The organism is Listeria sp. MAN/IMW/UF464 (assembly GCF_058683955.1).
Window position 1 is genome coordinate 842,710 of record NZ_JBZWZP010000001.1, and the last position, 14,737, is coordinate 857,446.

Consider the following 14,737-nt stretch of genomic DNA (forward strand, 5'->3'; position numbering starts at 1 on the left):
ATCCTCTTTTCTAATATCATTGTATCATTTTATTATTCTACCAATCTCACTTGCAAAAATAAAATGCTATTTAGGATCAATTTCCTCCAAATAGCATTTTATTCTTATTGCTGTGCTACTTTTTGTAAGAAATCGAGTGCTTTACTAGTTAAATCTGTATCTTCCATGATTTTTGGTTCTTCGTGCGTTAACCACTTAGTTAATTTTTTCGCCTCTTCATCCGTTAATTTTTCTAGCTTTTTCAAACTATGTGCAATTGGTAAAACGGAGCGAATATAAGCTTTTAATGCTACCAATCCTAGGTTTTCTGTTAAAATCCCTTGGCGTAGCAATAGTCTAGCTTTGACCTCAAGTTCCGCGTCCAAACTCACATCATAGCCCAAATGTTGTTGTTCCGTATCATGATTATCTAAAAAATGAACTTCGATGGCAATTTGCTCGACTTCATAAATTCTAAGACGAATGCGCATATCTGACTCAAAAACTAATTTCACCCGAAACTGAGCTCCGAGTTCTGTGTTCATTTCGGCTACCTCACCTAACAACCATGCATGGAAAGATAATAGTTTTTGGCGTACTTTATTATTTTTAATATGTTCTAATACATATGGGAGCACGATTTTATTAGCTTCATCTGTCCAATATGTCGGTAAATCCCGCCAATATTTTTCAGTATCCGCGCTCGTTCCATTGACCAAAAGAAGCGGATACGGATAGGCACTCATGTCACAAAATTGATTTTTTTGAAGTTCGTATAAAAATGGAATCGTTTTTTTCACTGTTTTACTTTCGATTCCTAATTTTTCTACAAGTGGTGCAATAACGATAGCAATTTCCTCAATAACTTCTTCGGCACGCAACTGCGCTTCTTCGTTTCCTTCATAACGTGCCCCGATGTCTTTTCCAAAGTTACGTTCTAGAGATGCTGCTACTAATTTTTGAGTTTCATTCATTTAGTTGTCCTCCTTTAAGCTTTTGCTCTTTTGCGCTGAATTAGCTTTTGGATTTCAACGAATAGAAGTGGGAACATCGACAGGATAAATGCAAGAATCCAGTGCGTTAAGCTCATCTCAACTAAGAAGAACATATTAGCAAGCGGTGGAATAATCGCAAGTCCTAGAATAATCAGCATCGAACAAATCGCACTAAAGAACAAGCCGCGGTTTGATAAAAATCCGATAGTGAAAATCGATTTATCGCTTCTTACGTTGAAAATGTGCGCGACAGATGACCATGCTAGAATAACGAACGCCATTGTCATTCCAACTTCATAGCTTGCACCAATCGAATTATTAATCGTTACAAACTGCCCGATATAAAATCCTGCAAGTGTCACAATCGTAAAGACAACCGCTTGTGTCGCCATTTTCTTTCCAAGTCCATTCGCAAAGATCCCTGCATTTTTCGGTATTGGCTTACGCTCCATAATCGAATCATCTGCTTTTTCACGACTAAGGAAGAATCCTGGAATCCCGTCAGACACAACGTTGATTAGTAGCAACTGAACAGCTACAACCGGCGCGCCCCAGCCAAGAATAATCGCAATTAACATAATGAAAATTTGTGAAAAGTTTGTACTTAGTAAAAAGTAAATCGTTTTGCGGATATTCTCATAGGCAGTACGTCCCTCTTTGACTGCATCTACAATCGTTGCAAAATTATCGTCTGTTATAACCATATCTGCAGCGTTTTTAGATACATCTGTTCCGGTGATTCCCATTGCTGCTCCAACATCCGCTGCTTTGAGGGCTGGCGCATCATTTACACCATCACCTGTCATTGTTACAATCTCACCATTTTTCTGCCAAGCCTTGACAATCCGAATCTTGTCTTCTGGGCTAACCCGAGCGTATACTGCATAATCTCGAATATTTTTCTCCAGATCTGCTTCTGACATTTCTGCCAGTTCCGCTCCAGTAATCGCTTTGTCCCCATCCGTTAAAATACCAATTTCTTTTGCAATTGCTGATGCCGTTACAATATGGTCACCAGTAATCATTACAGTCTTAATACCCGCTTTTTTCGCCGCTAACACAGCCGCTTTACTTTCCGGTCTTGGTGGGTCAATCATTCCAACCATCCCCGCGAACGTTAAGTCCGTCTCAAGCGCTTCACTAGACAAGTCTGTCGGCATTTCCTGATATTTTTTATAGGCAACAACTAACACCCGTAATGCCTCTTCTGCAAAACTGTCATGCACTTGCTCCGCCTCTTTTAAAAACTCCGCTGAAAAATTTACCGGAATGCGGTCAAAAGCACCTTTTGTAATGGAAAGAAATCCGTCTTCTACTTGGTGAATCGTCGTCATTAACTTTCTATCTGAGTCAAAAGGAAGTTCGAACACGCGTGGATATTTGGCTTCTAATGCTTTTTTCGTTGTTCCTTTTTCTTCTAGTAAACGGATAATCGCGCTTTCAGTTGGGTCACCAATAATGGTTTCTTCGCCGTCTGTTACATCAATCGTCGCGTTACTGGAAAGGCTCAACATTTCTAATACTTTTTGTTCTGCAGTATCAAATTCAGCTGTTGCTTTTATCGGAGCATGGTCTGCTGCCCAAATTTGCTGGATAATCATTTTATTTTGCGTTAATGTTCCTGTTTTATCAGAACAAATAACCGAAGTATTTCCAATTGTTTCTACTGCAGGAATTCGGCGGATAATCGTATTTTTCCGCACCATATTTTGAACCCCATAAGCAAGTGTTAATGTAACAATAACTGGCAACGTCTCAGGAACTGCTGCTACAGCTAGAGAAATCGCGATCATCAACGTTTCAATAATCGTTTCACCGTACACATATACATCAATTATAAAAATTAAAATACCTGCTAAAAGTGCTACAATACTAAGTCGTTTAGCTAATTCTTTTAAGCGAAGTTGTAAAGGTGTCATCAGTTTTGAGGTGCTGTTTAGAAGTCCAGCAATTTTCCCCATCTCTGTTTCCATCCCAATTTCCACAACAACTGCTGTTGCACGACCATTTGTTACAAGACAGCCTGAGTAAAGCATATTCAGACGGTCGCCAATTGGTGCTTTTTCTGAAACAACCGCATTTGCGTCTTTTTCAACTGGAACACTTTCGCCAGTTAACGCAGATTCCTCGACTTGCAAACTGCTGCTTGAAATAATCCGTGCATCTGCTGGAATCATATCTCCTGCAACGATTTCAATAATATCCCCTGGCACTAATTCCGTTGCGTCCACTTGCATCCGCACACCATCACGAACAACCGTCGTTAAATGCGCATTCATACTTTGAAGTGCCGCGAGTGCTTTCTCGGCGCTGTTTTCCTGGTAAATGCCGAGCACCATATTTAACACGACAATTCCTAAAATAACAACCACTTTCGCCCAACCATAACCGGTTGTAATTGCTAAATAAGCGGAAATCGCCGCTGCAAAAAGCAACACAATCGTCGTAATTTCAACTAAATGGTGACCAATTTTTTGAAGAAGTGATTCTTTCTTCCCCTCTTCAAATTCATTCGTCCCGAACTCTGCATGTTTTTGTTTCACTTGTTCTTTCGTTAACCCTGTGTCTAAATTCGTGTGTAGTTTGCTGAGAAGTTGCTCAATTGACTCTTTTACCCAAAGCATACATCTACCTCCTACGCACCTACTCCCAAAAGCAAGTACTTACTTTATTTTATTGCAAAAAAATATTAATTTAAATATATCCGATTTCTTAGTGTAATTGTATAATATATCACGTTTATTTGCAAGTATTTTGTTTTTATTCACAAATCCTTATTATTTTGAGACATGACTTCGCAGTAGATTAGGCTTATACTAAAGCTATTAATTGTATAGGAGATGATGAGATGTCTTTTGCAGTTCCATACTTAGTTTTTAACGGAGAAGGTCAAGATGCGTTAACATTTTATGCGGATGTGTTTCAAGCTGAGATTACAAGCGTTCAGCGTTTTAAAGAGATGAACAATTTTGATGGCGATGCCGTTTTTGGTGAGCGATTGATGCATAGTCGTTTAGCAAAAAACGGAGAAGAATTTATTTATATTACCGATGCGCCTTATGATGGTTTTACAATTGGTAATCGGGTGACAATCCTGATTAATTTTGAAACAGAGGATGATATTAAGTACGCCTATGAAGTTTTAAGTGCTACTGGCAAAGTGGAGATGGAGTTGCAAGTGGCATTCTGGGGTTCGACTTATGCGCAGGTGACGGACCGGTTTGGGGTGTTTTGGCAGCTTAATTTTGATAAAAAAAGTTGAGCTTAGTATGCGCTCAACTTTTTTTATAAATCTTTTATCATAATAATATCAGTTTGACAATCATCGCCCATGAAAAAATCATGTTGTCCATTTTTAATAAAACCCAGCTTTGCATAAAATTGAATAGCGTTCTTATTCTTTTCCCAAACACCTAACCATATTTTTTCTGCATCAACTTCTTTCGCTATCTCTATTGCTTGATTAAATAACTCTTTACCTAATCCCTTTTTTTGGAATGACTTCAATACATAAATACGCTCTATTTCGATTGTATTCCCAGCTATTTCTTCTGTTTGAGCATCTCCTATATTTAGTTTTAAATAACCAGCAATAGCTTCTTGGTGAAAAACAAAATAAAAATAGGAATGTGGGTTTTTTAGTTCATCGCTTAATTTTTTAGCCGTAAAATTTGTTTTTAAATATGCATCCATGTTTTCCGGTTTATTTTGCGCTCTAAATGTTTCATCAAATGTCTTATAACTTACTTCTAAGAGTGCTTGGGAATCACTTATTGTACATAATTTTATCATTACATTTCCTCCAAATTAATAACTTCTTTTATTGCCTTTTTTGACATATAACCAGTCATCTGCAATATTTTCTTTGACCTTCTTGAGCGCATCGGTGAGCAAATTAATTTCAGCCTCAGTAAATCCTTTTAAAGCTACTGCATTAGAGTATTCATTCTCGCGGATAATTAAGGGATATAGTTGCTGTCCTTTCTCTGTTGGGAATAATAGTTTATTTTTTTTATTATTCTTATCCTGTTTCTTTATAATCAAACCGTTTTTCTCCAAATTCTTAATAGCTCTCGAAGCAGTGGTTCGATCGATTTTTAAAATATCTACTAGTTTTTCTTGAATAATCCCTTGGTTCTCGCAAATTCTAACTAGATAAATAAATTGTCCTTTTGCTAGATTTAATTCTTTAAATTCGATATTACTTATTGAATCAAGTGCACGTGCAATAACACCTATATCTCTTAATATATCTTTCATCGCCAATCTCCTTTTATTGCATTTGCAACAATATAACTTTACATTAGTATAACATAGAGGATGTATTGATGAAACAGAAATGAATTTTTCTACTAACTAAAAAAGCCGTATCAGCACTGAGTGAACTGGCACGGCTTTTTATGACTTACTAAAAATCCAATATTAAGGAATCTATCGAAGCTATTTTACTCAAACGCTTCAAAAGAAAGCAGTTTAAAACATTAATTTAATTCTAACCCAGCAATCACATTCTTAGCATCTGTCATCATCTCTTCAATAACATCTTTACAAGGTTTGATTTCTGTAATTAAGCCAGCGATTTGACCGGCCATGACGGAGCCGTTGTCTGTGTCGCCTTCTTGTACTGCTTTTCGTAAAGAGCCTAAAGTTAACTCTTCTAATGTGTCGCGATCGGCGTTTTCTTCTTCTAAACGAATGTATTCTTTGATCATTTTATTTTTAATTGAGCGAACTGGTGCGCCAGCTTTTCGTCCGGTAACCATTGTGTCGCGGTCGGAAGCTTTAATAACGGCTGCTTTGAAATCGGGGTGTACTGGGCATTCATCGGTTGCTAGGAAGCGTGTTCCGATTTGGACACCTTTTGCACCTAGAGCTAGAGCTGCAGCGATTCCGCGACCGTCGGCAATTCCACCTGCGCCAATGACTGGAATAGTTACAGCATCCACGATTTGAGGTAAGAGCGCCATTGTTGTTGTTTCGCCAACGTGTCCACCCGCTTCTGTTCCTTCTGCGATAACTGCATCTGCGCCCATTTTTTCCATACGTTTAGCAATCATGACAGATGGAACAACAGGAATCACGATAATTCCAGCTTCTTTCCAAATTGGCATAAATGTTTTCGGCGTTCCCGCTCCAGTTGTAACGATTCCCACTTTTTCTTCTATAATTACTTCGGTTAATTCAGCAATATTTGTCATCATTAGCATTAAGTTGACGCCAAATGGTTTATCTGTCAGTGCTTTTGTTTTTTGGATTTCTTCGCGTAGCATGTCGGCAGTCATTCCGCCAGAAGCGATAATTCCTAAACCGCCTGCATTAGACACAGCGGCTACAAGTGGAGCTTTGGCAATTTGAGCCATTGCACCTTGGATAATTGGATATTTAATATTTAATAAGTTCGTAATCGACATCTTTTTCCTCCTGCGTTCTTGTTTGTTTTATCACAATTTAGTATATCAAAAAACAGCCCTATAAACTAGAGCTGTTTTTCGCCATTAATTGGACTCTTCCGCATCCACAGCGAGCAAGACACAGCCAGTAATTCCAGCGTCATCTTCTAACTTTGGAGGAACAATATATTCATCTAAATCCGGTAGCTGAACATAGTTATTAACGAGTGCTTTTAATTTTTGACGGACAAGTGGGAAAAGTTGGCGTTGTTTCATGACGCCTCCACCTAAAACAATTCTTTCTGGAGATAAAATAAGCGTGTAATTCATTAAAGCTTGAGCAATATAATGCGCCTCTAAATTCCACACTTCTTCATTATCCGCAAGTTCTGCTGCTTTTTGACCCCAACGTTTTTCTATCGCCCCACCAGCTGCGAGACCTTCTAAACAGTCACTATGACTCGGGCAGCTGCCTGTGAAACGATCGCGCTTATGACGGCGCACCATAATATGCCCCATTTCTGGGTGGGAGAAACCTTCTAAGATTTTACCAGAAACAACTGCACCACCACCGATTCCAGTGCCGATAGTCAAATAAATACAACTGTCTAAACCTGCCGCTGCTCCTAGGCTTACTTCTCCTAAAGCTGCTGCATTAACGTCGGTAGTAAAGCCAATTGGCACATTAAATTCTTTTTTCATTGCGCCCACAATATCATAATTACGCCACGCTAGTTTTGGCGTTTGGGTAATATAACCATATGTAGCACTACTTTTTTGAATATCAATCGGTCCAAAAGAGCCGATTCCAATTGCTTTTAATTCATCTTGATATTGTTTAAAAAATTGAATGACTGCTTTCATTGTTTCTGCAGGTTCCGTTGTCGGATAGCTCTCGCGTTTAATAATTTTCCCTGACTTTTCACCAATTGCTACAACAAATTTAGTTCCGCCTGCTTCAATTGCTCCATAAACCATTCAAAAAAACTTCCCTTCTCGTAAGTTTTATAACGCTTTCATTTTACAATAGTTTTCTGGAAAAAGAAACTTATTTTCTAAAAACTTATCATTTTAATTCTTAATACCTAATTTAACAGATATTTTGATACAAAATTTTACTTCTTAAAAATCCACTTCACAAGTCGCGCGTATTCATCAAAGAAACTAGGAACGTCAGATGGATTTAACCCGTATTCCATATTATTTTTAATCCCTTCGTTATACCATTTTTGCAATTCATAGCCGCGTTTAAAATAGCCCCAGACAGACTTGCCTTCTGAGCTTAAGGCATATTTGACGGAGGTTAAATTATCTAGTTTATCCGCCACGATTAACGCTTTTTCTTCTAGGCTACCAGTGCGGACTTGTTCAATCGTATGGGCTTTTCGTTCTTCCCAAGATAATGTTTTATTTTCTGTATGAGAAGCTACTAAATCTGCTACTTCGTCACCAAATGTTGCGCGAATATCGGCATCAGTCATCTCCGTATCTTCAACAGCATCATGTAACAACCCCGCGACAACAACTTCTTCGCGAAAGCCAGCGCGACGTAAAATTCTCGCTACATTTAAAGGGTGCGAAAAATAAGGCTCGCCAGTAATTTTGCGAACTTGGCCACTATGCGCTTCGATCATCATCTGTCTCGCTTTTTCATACATAAAAAGAAGCCTCCACTCAAAATCTATGTCTATACTATACAAGATTCGAGCGAGGCTTTCTAGTTTTTTAATTGTAAAAAGTAATTTCACGACCATTTAAATCTTGTACTGGTCGGCTTGTATTACCAATTGCTTTTTCAAATTCAGTAAAATCTTCTTGGCCAAGCGTCTTCGCATTTTTCAACACGATCCAAGTCACGCCTTCCACGGTTGGTGGTGTCGTCCGTGAACCTTGGTATGTATAGAAAACACGCTCTTCTGGCATAAATTCATTTACATCCAAAGTGATTTCCAGTTCTGTTTCAAAATCAGCGAACACTTCTGGGAAATAGGTTGGTAAATCTTTGAATTCGACATTGTTTGTATTATCAATTTCCATCCAAGCACTCATTACAAGCGTTGTGCCGTCTGGTTTTTCATGAACAAAATGCCATTCAATCGGATATACATAACCGTCAAGCAAATGCTCAGCCGGAATATGTGCATGGAATGATACAAGCGGATAATACTCGCCGTTAAAGCGTAACCCTTGTTCTTTATCATGCGGAAAAACATGCACCGATTGTTCAATTCTTCTAATCGTATAGTCTGTTTCTTTATAGTAAAATTTCATTGTTGACGGTTTTAATTTTACAACGTCAGCTTGTTCAATATTTACTGGTGATTGTGCTTTCCCAGTATGTGCGATTTCAAAGTCAGAGCAGATATGCCCCCACATTTCTGGCCCAGTCTTTTCATCGTAACCCCATAACACTTTCTCCTTAGTCATAACCATTTCTCCTTTTCGAAAAAAATTGCGTAACATTATTTTAGCGGATAGCTGATCTATTTCACAAGTTATATGCTTAATGTTCGTGTTGTGACTCTCGCGTGAACCGGTGAAAAAAATACGGATAGCTTTATTTCCAGTCCGTCATAAACAAGAAATATTCAGTTTACAACATTATATAATATATGTTGATAATTTTCCTCTAGAACGATATTCAGTAAAAATCGTATTCGTTTCACTCATCCTTCCCCCACCCCTTTTTATGTAGTATGCTGGAGTTAACACCATATCCATTTAAAAGAGGAGATGATTACTCGTGAATTACACAATTGGTGCATTTTCAAAAGAAGTCGGTTTATCAATTGATACATTACGATATTATGAAAAAGAAAAACTAATTTTACCAAAAAGAAATGAGATCAACCGTAGAATTTATGATAGTTCGGATATTACTTGGATTAATTTCATAAAAAAATTAAAACAGACAGGCATGCCAATTAAAAATATTAAGGAATATGCAAAACTTCGGTATCTAGGAGATCAAACCATCGAGCAACGAATGACTTTGTTATATAGGCAATACGATATTTTAGTTGAGAAAAGGGAAGAAATTGAGCTATATACCCAGTTTCTACTAAATAAAATAGATATTTATAAGGAAATGTTGAGTGAACGAGATATTAAATAATTTTTGCTCGTATAAGAAGAGTTGACATGGTGTTAACTCCAGCATTTATAGTTGATTCATACTAAAATGCTAGGAGGAATTGTCATGAAAAAATATGTTGTCATCACAGGTGCAAGTTCAGGTATTGGCTATGCTGCAGCTAAAGGGTTTGCAAAACGCAAAAAAAATCTAATCTTAATTGCCAGAAGAGTAGCTAATTTGGTGAAGTTGAAAAACGAGATTGAAAAGGAAGTACCCGAAGTTGAAGTCCTAATCAAAGCGATTGATTTAACAAAAATAGACCGTTTAGAGAAATTATTTTCTGAATTGGACCTTTATTTCATTGAAACGTGGGTAAATAATGCTGGTCTAGGATATTATAGTGAAGTTAAAAACCAGAACCTAACTAAGACTTTACAGCTTCTTCATTTGAATATTGAAGCATTAACAGTTTTATCGGTCTTGTATGTTAGAAAGTATCATGACCAATCAGGTACACAACTAATTAATGTTTCTTCAGCAGGTGGCTATACGATGGTTCCTACTGCAACAACTTATTGTGCTAGTAAATTCTATGTTAGTTCCTTTACTGAAGCACTAAGTTTGGAATTACGAGAAAGCGGTTCTCCACTTCAAGCAAAAGTATTAGCACCAGCTGCCACCAAAACCGAATTTGGGCAAAAAGCAAATGATGTAAGCGAATATGACTATGACAAAAAATTTAATAATTATCATACAAGTGATGAAATGGCCCAATTTTTATTGGATTTGTATGACAGCGACAAAATTGTCGGCATGATTGATAGGAAAGCATTCTCATTTACTTTGACTGAAAATTTGTTTTCATACGCAAATCAAGCCTCTTCTAATCAAAAATAAGGAACCGTAAAAAAGACTCTTGTATTAGAATACAAGAGTCTTTTTGTTTGAGATGAAGCTTTATTTCCGGTACATCTTAAACTCCAAAAACAATTCATTATAATACGACAGCATTCGTTTACCGAGATTATCATATACTTCTAAATTATTTAATTCGTCCATATCCGGATAAAAACGTTCGTCACTCGAAATTTCTTTTGGTAACAATTTGACGGCTTTTTCATTTGGTGTTGCATAGCCGACATATTCAGCGTTAATTGCAGCATTTTCTGGTTTTAACATGAAGTTAATAAATTTATGCGCGCCATCGACATTTTTCGCCGTTTTTGGGATGACCATGTTATCGAACCATAAATTGGAGCCGTCTTTTGGAATAACATATTCTAAATCTTCATTTTCACTTAGCATTTCTGCTGCTTCTCCGGAGAAAGTAACCGCGACACCCGCTTCATTGTCCGCCATGAGAAGTTTAATCTCATCGCCAACAATCGCTTTGACATTCGGCGTCATCGTTTCTAGCTTGTCTCTGGCAGCTTGTAGGTGGGCTTTATTCGTATCGTTCAGTGAGTAACCGAGACTATTCAGCCCAAGTCCCATCACTTCACGAGCCCCGTCAATCAGCAAGATTTGGTTCTTCAACTCAGGATCAAATAACGCATTCCACGTATCGAAATTTTTATCTGGGAACATTTCTTTATTATAAATAATGCCAAGCGTTCCCCAGAAATATGGCATCGAATATTTATTATCGTCATCAAACGACAAGTCCATAAAACGCGGATCAAGGTATTTTTCATTTGGTAGTTTGGAATGATCAAGCGGAATCAGCAAATTTTCTTCTTTCATTTTACTAATCGCGTAATCACTTGGCACCGCAATATCAAAGGTCGTTCCACCTTGTTCAATTTTCGTCATCATCGCTTCATTAGAATCAAATGTTTGGTAAATAACCTTGATGCCAGTTTCTTTTTCAAATTTAGTAATGAGCGATGGATCAATGTAATCGCCCCAGTTATAAATAGTCAGCGTATTACTCCCAGCGTAGCCCTCAGAGCGGTTCATCGTCGTTGCAAGTAGCATCATTAGGAGTGCGACGACAATGACTGGTACAAAAATTTTCAGCAGTTGCTTCATTCTTTCGTCGCCCCCGTCCGAATATTTTTACTTGTATTACGTTGGTTGATAAAGTAATAACCGATCACGAGAATAATCGTAAACAGGAAAATCAGTGTCGACAAAGCATTGATAGAAAGCGAAATCCCTTGTCTAGCTCGGGAATAAATTTCCACGGCCAATGTCGAGAAGCCATTTCCAGTTACAAAAAATGTTACCGCAAAATCATCTAGCGAGTAAGTTAATGCCATGAAAAATCCAGCTAAAACTCCCGGCATAATATACGGCAAAATAACTTTTGAAAGAACTTGCCACTGGCTTGCTCCTAAGTCGCGCGCGGCATCCATCAACGTCGGACTCATTTCTTGCAATTTCGGCAAAATCATCAATACGACAATCGGAATACTAAAAGCAATATGCGAAACTAGGACGGAAATAAAACCTAATTTTACGCCTAAAATCGTAAAGAAAATCAAGAAACTAGCACCAATAATTACGTCCGGGCTAACAATCAACACATTATTCAAACTTAAAAGTGAGTTTTTCGCAAATGGTTTTGGCATAAATTTAATCGCCAGCGCCCCGCAAACTCCAATAATAGTTGCAATCACCGAAGAAAGCAGCGCAATTACAAACGTATTTAAAACAATAATTAGTAGGCGCGTATCTTGGAAAACTTCTTTATAATAACCAAGCGTAAAGCCACTAAAATTGTGCATTGTGCCACCTTTATTAAACGAGTAAAAAATCAAATAGAAAATTGGTGCATATAAAATCACAAAAACAAGCACTAAATAAATCGTACCCCATTTACTTTTCTTCATTTACGCGCACCTCTTTTCTTTTTCGAACCAGTTAGGAACATAATTAAAATCATCGCAATAATTAAAAATACGCCAATTGTCGAACCCATTCCCCAGTCTTGCGTTACTAGGAAATGTTCTTCAATCGCTGTTCCGAGCGTAATGACACGGTTCCCTGCAATTAATCGCGTAATCATAAAGAGTGATAGCGCTGGAATAAAAACAGCCTGGCACCCAGATTTCACGCCGTCAGCAGTGAGTGGAAAAATCACCCGTCTAAATGTCGTCATACTCGATGCGCCTAAATCGCGTGACGCTTGAATCAACGTTGGGTTAATTTCCTCAATTGCATTAAAAATCGGTAATATCATAAACGGAATAAAAATATAGGTCGATACAAATAAGAAACTAAAATCCGTAAATAAAATCTGTTTCGAGCCAATTCCAAGTATTTCCAAAAATTGATTCGCCGCCCCGTACGTTCCAAAAATCCCAATAAAGGCATACGCTTTAAGCAGCAAATTGATCCAAGTCGGTAAAATAATGAGTAGCAACCACAATTGTTTATGTTTTAGTTTCGTTAATAAGTATGCAGTTGGATAGGAAATCAGCAGTGTGAAAACCGTAATTAAAAACGCATACCAGAACGAACTCGCCGTCATTTTTAAATAGACAGGGGTGAAAAAATGAATATAATTATCTACAGTAAAATTGCCATCTACATCAAAAAAAGAATAATAAACAATTAATAAAATCGGTGCAACAACAAAAAGTAAAATCCAAAGAACATAAGGAACAAGATAAACTGTACGAGTGCGTCTATTCATTACTGCACCTCATCGTAGCTATCAAGCCGCTTATCGAATTCTTCCTCCGTTTCCCCAAGACGCATAACATGAATTGCCTCTGGTTCAAACGCTAAGCCAATCTTATCACCCACACGAACTTTTCTCGTTGTGTGAACAAGCCATTCATTTCCATCAATATCAATACAACCAACTTCATAATGAACACCGCGGAATAGCATCCAATCAACGGTTACTTGAAGTTTTCCTTTTTCAGCCGAAGTAATCTCTAGATCTTCCGGACGAATAACTACTTCAACGACTTCATTTGGACGGAAACCTTGGTCGACACATTCAAAACGTCTTTCCACAAATTCCACTTCGAAATCTTGTATCATTTTGCCATTAACAATGTTGGATTCTCCAATAAAATCAGCAACGAACTTATTAATCGGCTCGTCGTAAATATCAATCGGCGTACCGCTTTGTTGAATTTCGCCTTTATTTAATACAAAAATTTCATCGCTCATCGCAAGTGCTTCTTCTTGGTCATGTGTCACAAAAATAAACGTAATCCCAAGCCGTTTTTGCAAATCGCGCAACTCATATTGCATTTCGGTACGTAGCTTTAAATCAAGCGCTGACAGTGGTTCATCAAGCAAAATAACTTCTGGTTCATTGACGATTGCCCGCGCGATTGCGACACGTTGTCTTTGTCCGCCAGACATTTCGCTAATTTCTCTTTTTTCGTAGCCTTTTAAGTTAACAAAGCGCAGTGCTTCTTGTACTTTTTTATCGATTGCGTCTTTTTTTAGCTTTTTAATCCGCAGTCCAAAAGCCACATTTTCATACACGTTTAAATGTGGAAATAACGCATAATCTTGGAAAACGGTATTTACAGGACGTTTATTGGCTGGAATTTGGTTAATTACCTTATCCCCTAAGTAAATTTGTCCTTCTGAAGCTTCTAAAAATCCGGCAATTAAGCGCAAAATGGTTGTTTTCCCGCAACCAGATGGGCCGAGCAAAGTATAAAACTTCCCTTTTTCTATTTCAAAGCTGACATTGTCAAGCACTGGTGGATCATTATCAAATTGTTTTGTTACATTTTCAAAACGAATAATTGTTTCTGTCACAATCATTTACCTCCCTTATAAATATGACTCTGTCGCAACTAAGATGAGTGTCGCTTGTTCCGTTGATCGATTAATAATTTGATGTTCATCTGCGGCGTGGAAATAAATTGCTTCTCCTTTTTTAGCCACATACTCATTTCGACCAAGCAGCACGGTCACTTCCCCTTTTAGCACGTAAGCAAAAGTTTCTGAAAGTGATGGTTCAAAGCTTTTAAAACAACTGTTTGCTTCTATTTCAAGTAGAACGGGTTCCATTTCTTTTTCATTTGATTCTGGAACAAGCCACTTAATTCTGTAACCTTTTTCTTCATCTTCAAAGAAAGTATGCTCTAGTTCTCCGTATATTACTTTTTGATTATGTTCTTCTTCATCAAAGAAATCTTTCGGAGTAGAACCTAACACTTCCAAAATAGCAAATAACGTTTCGATAGAAGGAGAACTTAAATCTCGCTCTAGTTGAGAAATATATCCCTTCGTCAAATCCGTTCGTTCGCCTAATTCTTCTTGTGTCAAATTCTTACTGAGCCTAAGATTTTTTATGCGTTTGCCAATATCCATGTCTA

16 protein-coding genes are annotated in these 14,737 nt (G+C 37.6%); 3 read left to right on the top strand and 13 right to left on the bottom strand.

The annotated features are described in order from the left end of the window. Window positions 1-104 precede the first annotated feature (104 nt). Window positions 105-953: a hypothetical protein gene (locus tag AC4PG0_RS04275; RefSeq protein WP_003761169.1), complete on the bottom strand. Its 849-nt coding sequence runs from the start codon at window positions 951-953 to the stop codon at window positions 105-107. A 14-nt stretch (window positions 954-967) separates the two neighbouring features. Then, a complete protein-coding gene (locus AC4PG0_RS04280) occupies window positions 968-3,598 on the bottom strand; it encodes a cation-translocating P-type ATPase (RefSeq protein ID WP_492167406.1) in 2,631 nt (876 codons plus the stop codon). A gap of 224 nt (window positions 3,599-3,822) precedes the next feature. On the opposite strand from AC4PG0_RS04280, the gene AC4PG0_RS04285 reads away from it, so the two are divergent. Further along, on the top strand, window positions 3,823-4,236 hold the full coding sequence (locus tag AC4PG0_RS04285; RefSeq protein WP_003771016.1) for a VOC family protein: 414 nt from the start codon (window positions 3,823-3,825) through the stop codon (window positions 4,234-4,236). A 23-nt stretch (window positions 4,237-4,259) separates the two neighbouring features. On the opposite strand, the gene AC4PG0_RS04290 is transcribed toward AC4PG0_RS04285, so the two are convergent. The 6 genes from AC4PG0_RS04290 to AC4PG0_RS04315 form a co-directional block, all read right to left on the bottom strand. Continuing rightward, window positions 4,260-4,766 carry a GNAT family N-acetyltransferase gene (locus AC4PG0_RS04290; protein WP_003761162.1) on the bottom strand — a complete coding sequence of 169 codons (507 nt, stop codon included), beginning with the start codon at window positions 4,764-4,766 and terminating at the stop codon, window positions 4,260-4,262. Window positions 4,767-4,781: 15 nt separating this feature from the next. After that, the gene (locus AC4PG0_RS04295) at window positions 4,782-5,234 is read right to left on the bottom strand and encodes a MarR family winged helix-turn-helix transcriptional regulator (protein WP_153648271.1); all 453 of its coding nucleotides are present in this window, start codon (window positions 5,232-5,234) and stop codon (window positions 4,782-4,784) included. A 221-nt stretch (window positions 5,235-5,455) separates the two neighbouring features. After that, window positions 5,456-6,385, bottom strand: coding sequence for a nitronate monooxygenase (locus tag AC4PG0_RS04300; RefSeq protein WP_070038016.1), 930 nt, complete (start codon window positions 6,383-6,385; stop codon window positions 5,456-5,458). Window positions 6,386-6,469: 84 nt separating this feature from the next. Continuing rightward, the gene (locus AC4PG0_RS04305; RefSeq protein ID WP_003761157.1) at window positions 6,470-7,342 is read right to left on the bottom strand and encodes an ROK family protein; all 873 of its coding nucleotides are present in this window, start codon (window positions 7,340-7,342) and stop codon (window positions 6,470-6,472) included. Window positions 7,343-7,479: 137 nt separating this feature from the next. Further along, window positions 7,480-8,022 carry an HD domain-containing protein gene (locus tag AC4PG0_RS04310; RefSeq protein ID WP_010990620.1) on the bottom strand — a complete coding sequence of 181 codons (543 nt, stop codon included), beginning with the start codon at window positions 8,020-8,022 and terminating at the stop codon, window positions 7,480-7,482. A 67-nt stretch (window positions 8,023-8,089) separates the two neighbouring features. Beyond that, entirely contained in the window at window positions 8,090-8,791 is a 702-nt protein-coding gene (locus tag AC4PG0_RS04315; protein ID WP_492167405.1) for a carbonic anhydrase, read from the bottom strand. Between the two features lie 316 nt (window positions 8,792-9,107). On the opposite strand from AC4PG0_RS04315, the gene AC4PG0_RS04320 reads away from it, so the two are divergent. Beyond that, window positions 9,108-9,479 carry a MerR family transcriptional regulator gene (locus AC4PG0_RS04320; protein ID WP_203573668.1) on the top strand — a complete coding sequence of 124 codons (372 nt, stop codon included), beginning with the start codon at window positions 9,108-9,110 and terminating at the stop codon, window positions 9,477-9,479. An 84-nt stretch (window positions 9,480-9,563) separates the two neighbouring features. Next, complete coding sequence (locus tag AC4PG0_RS04325; RefSeq protein WP_492167404.1) at window positions 9,564-10,337, top strand: SDR family NAD(P)-dependent oxidoreductase; 774 nt, start codon at window positions 9,564-9,566, stop codon at window positions 10,335-10,337. 60 nt (window positions 10,338-10,397) lie between these two features. Here AC4PG0_RS04325 and AC4PG0_RS04330 read toward each other — a convergent pair whose 3' ends face one another. Genes AC4PG0_RS04330 through AC4PG0_RS04350 form a run of 5 tightly spaced genes read right to left on the bottom strand, consistent with a single transcriptional unit; the run spans window position 10,398 to window position 14,732 of the window. Then, entirely contained in the window at window positions 10,398-11,471 is a 1,074-nt protein-coding gene (locus tag AC4PG0_RS04330; protein ID WP_003726405.1) for an ABC transporter substrate-binding protein, read from the bottom strand. Next, window positions 11,468-12,274: an ABC transporter permease gene (locus AC4PG0_RS04335; RefSeq protein WP_003721373.1), complete on the bottom strand. Its 807-nt coding sequence runs from the start codon at window positions 12,272-12,274 to the stop codon at window positions 11,468-11,470. The genes AC4PG0_RS04330 and AC4PG0_RS04335 overlap by 4 nt, the downstream gene beginning before the upstream one ends. Further along, on the bottom strand, window positions 12,271-13,080 hold the full coding sequence (locus AC4PG0_RS04340; RefSeq protein WP_003765965.1) for an ABC transporter permease: 810 nt from the start codon (window positions 13,078-13,080) through the stop codon (window positions 12,271-12,273). The genes AC4PG0_RS04335 and AC4PG0_RS04340 overlap by 4 nt, the downstream gene beginning before the upstream one ends. Continuing rightward, on the bottom strand, window positions 13,080-14,174 hold the full coding sequence (locus AC4PG0_RS04345; protein ID WP_003765964.1) for an ABC transporter ATP-binding protein: 1,095 nt from the start codon (window positions 14,172-14,174) through the stop codon (window positions 13,080-13,082). Before AC4PG0_RS04345 ends, AC4PG0_RS04340 begins: the two co-directional genes overlap by 1 nt. Window positions 14,175-14,189: 15 nt before the next feature. Further along, window positions 14,190-14,732: a helix-turn-helix domain-containing protein gene (locus AC4PG0_RS04350; protein WP_003761140.1), complete on the bottom strand. Its 543-nt coding sequence runs from the start codon at window positions 14,730-14,732 to the stop codon at window positions 14,190-14,192. Between the last annotated feature and the right edge of the window lie 5 nt (window positions 14,733-14,737).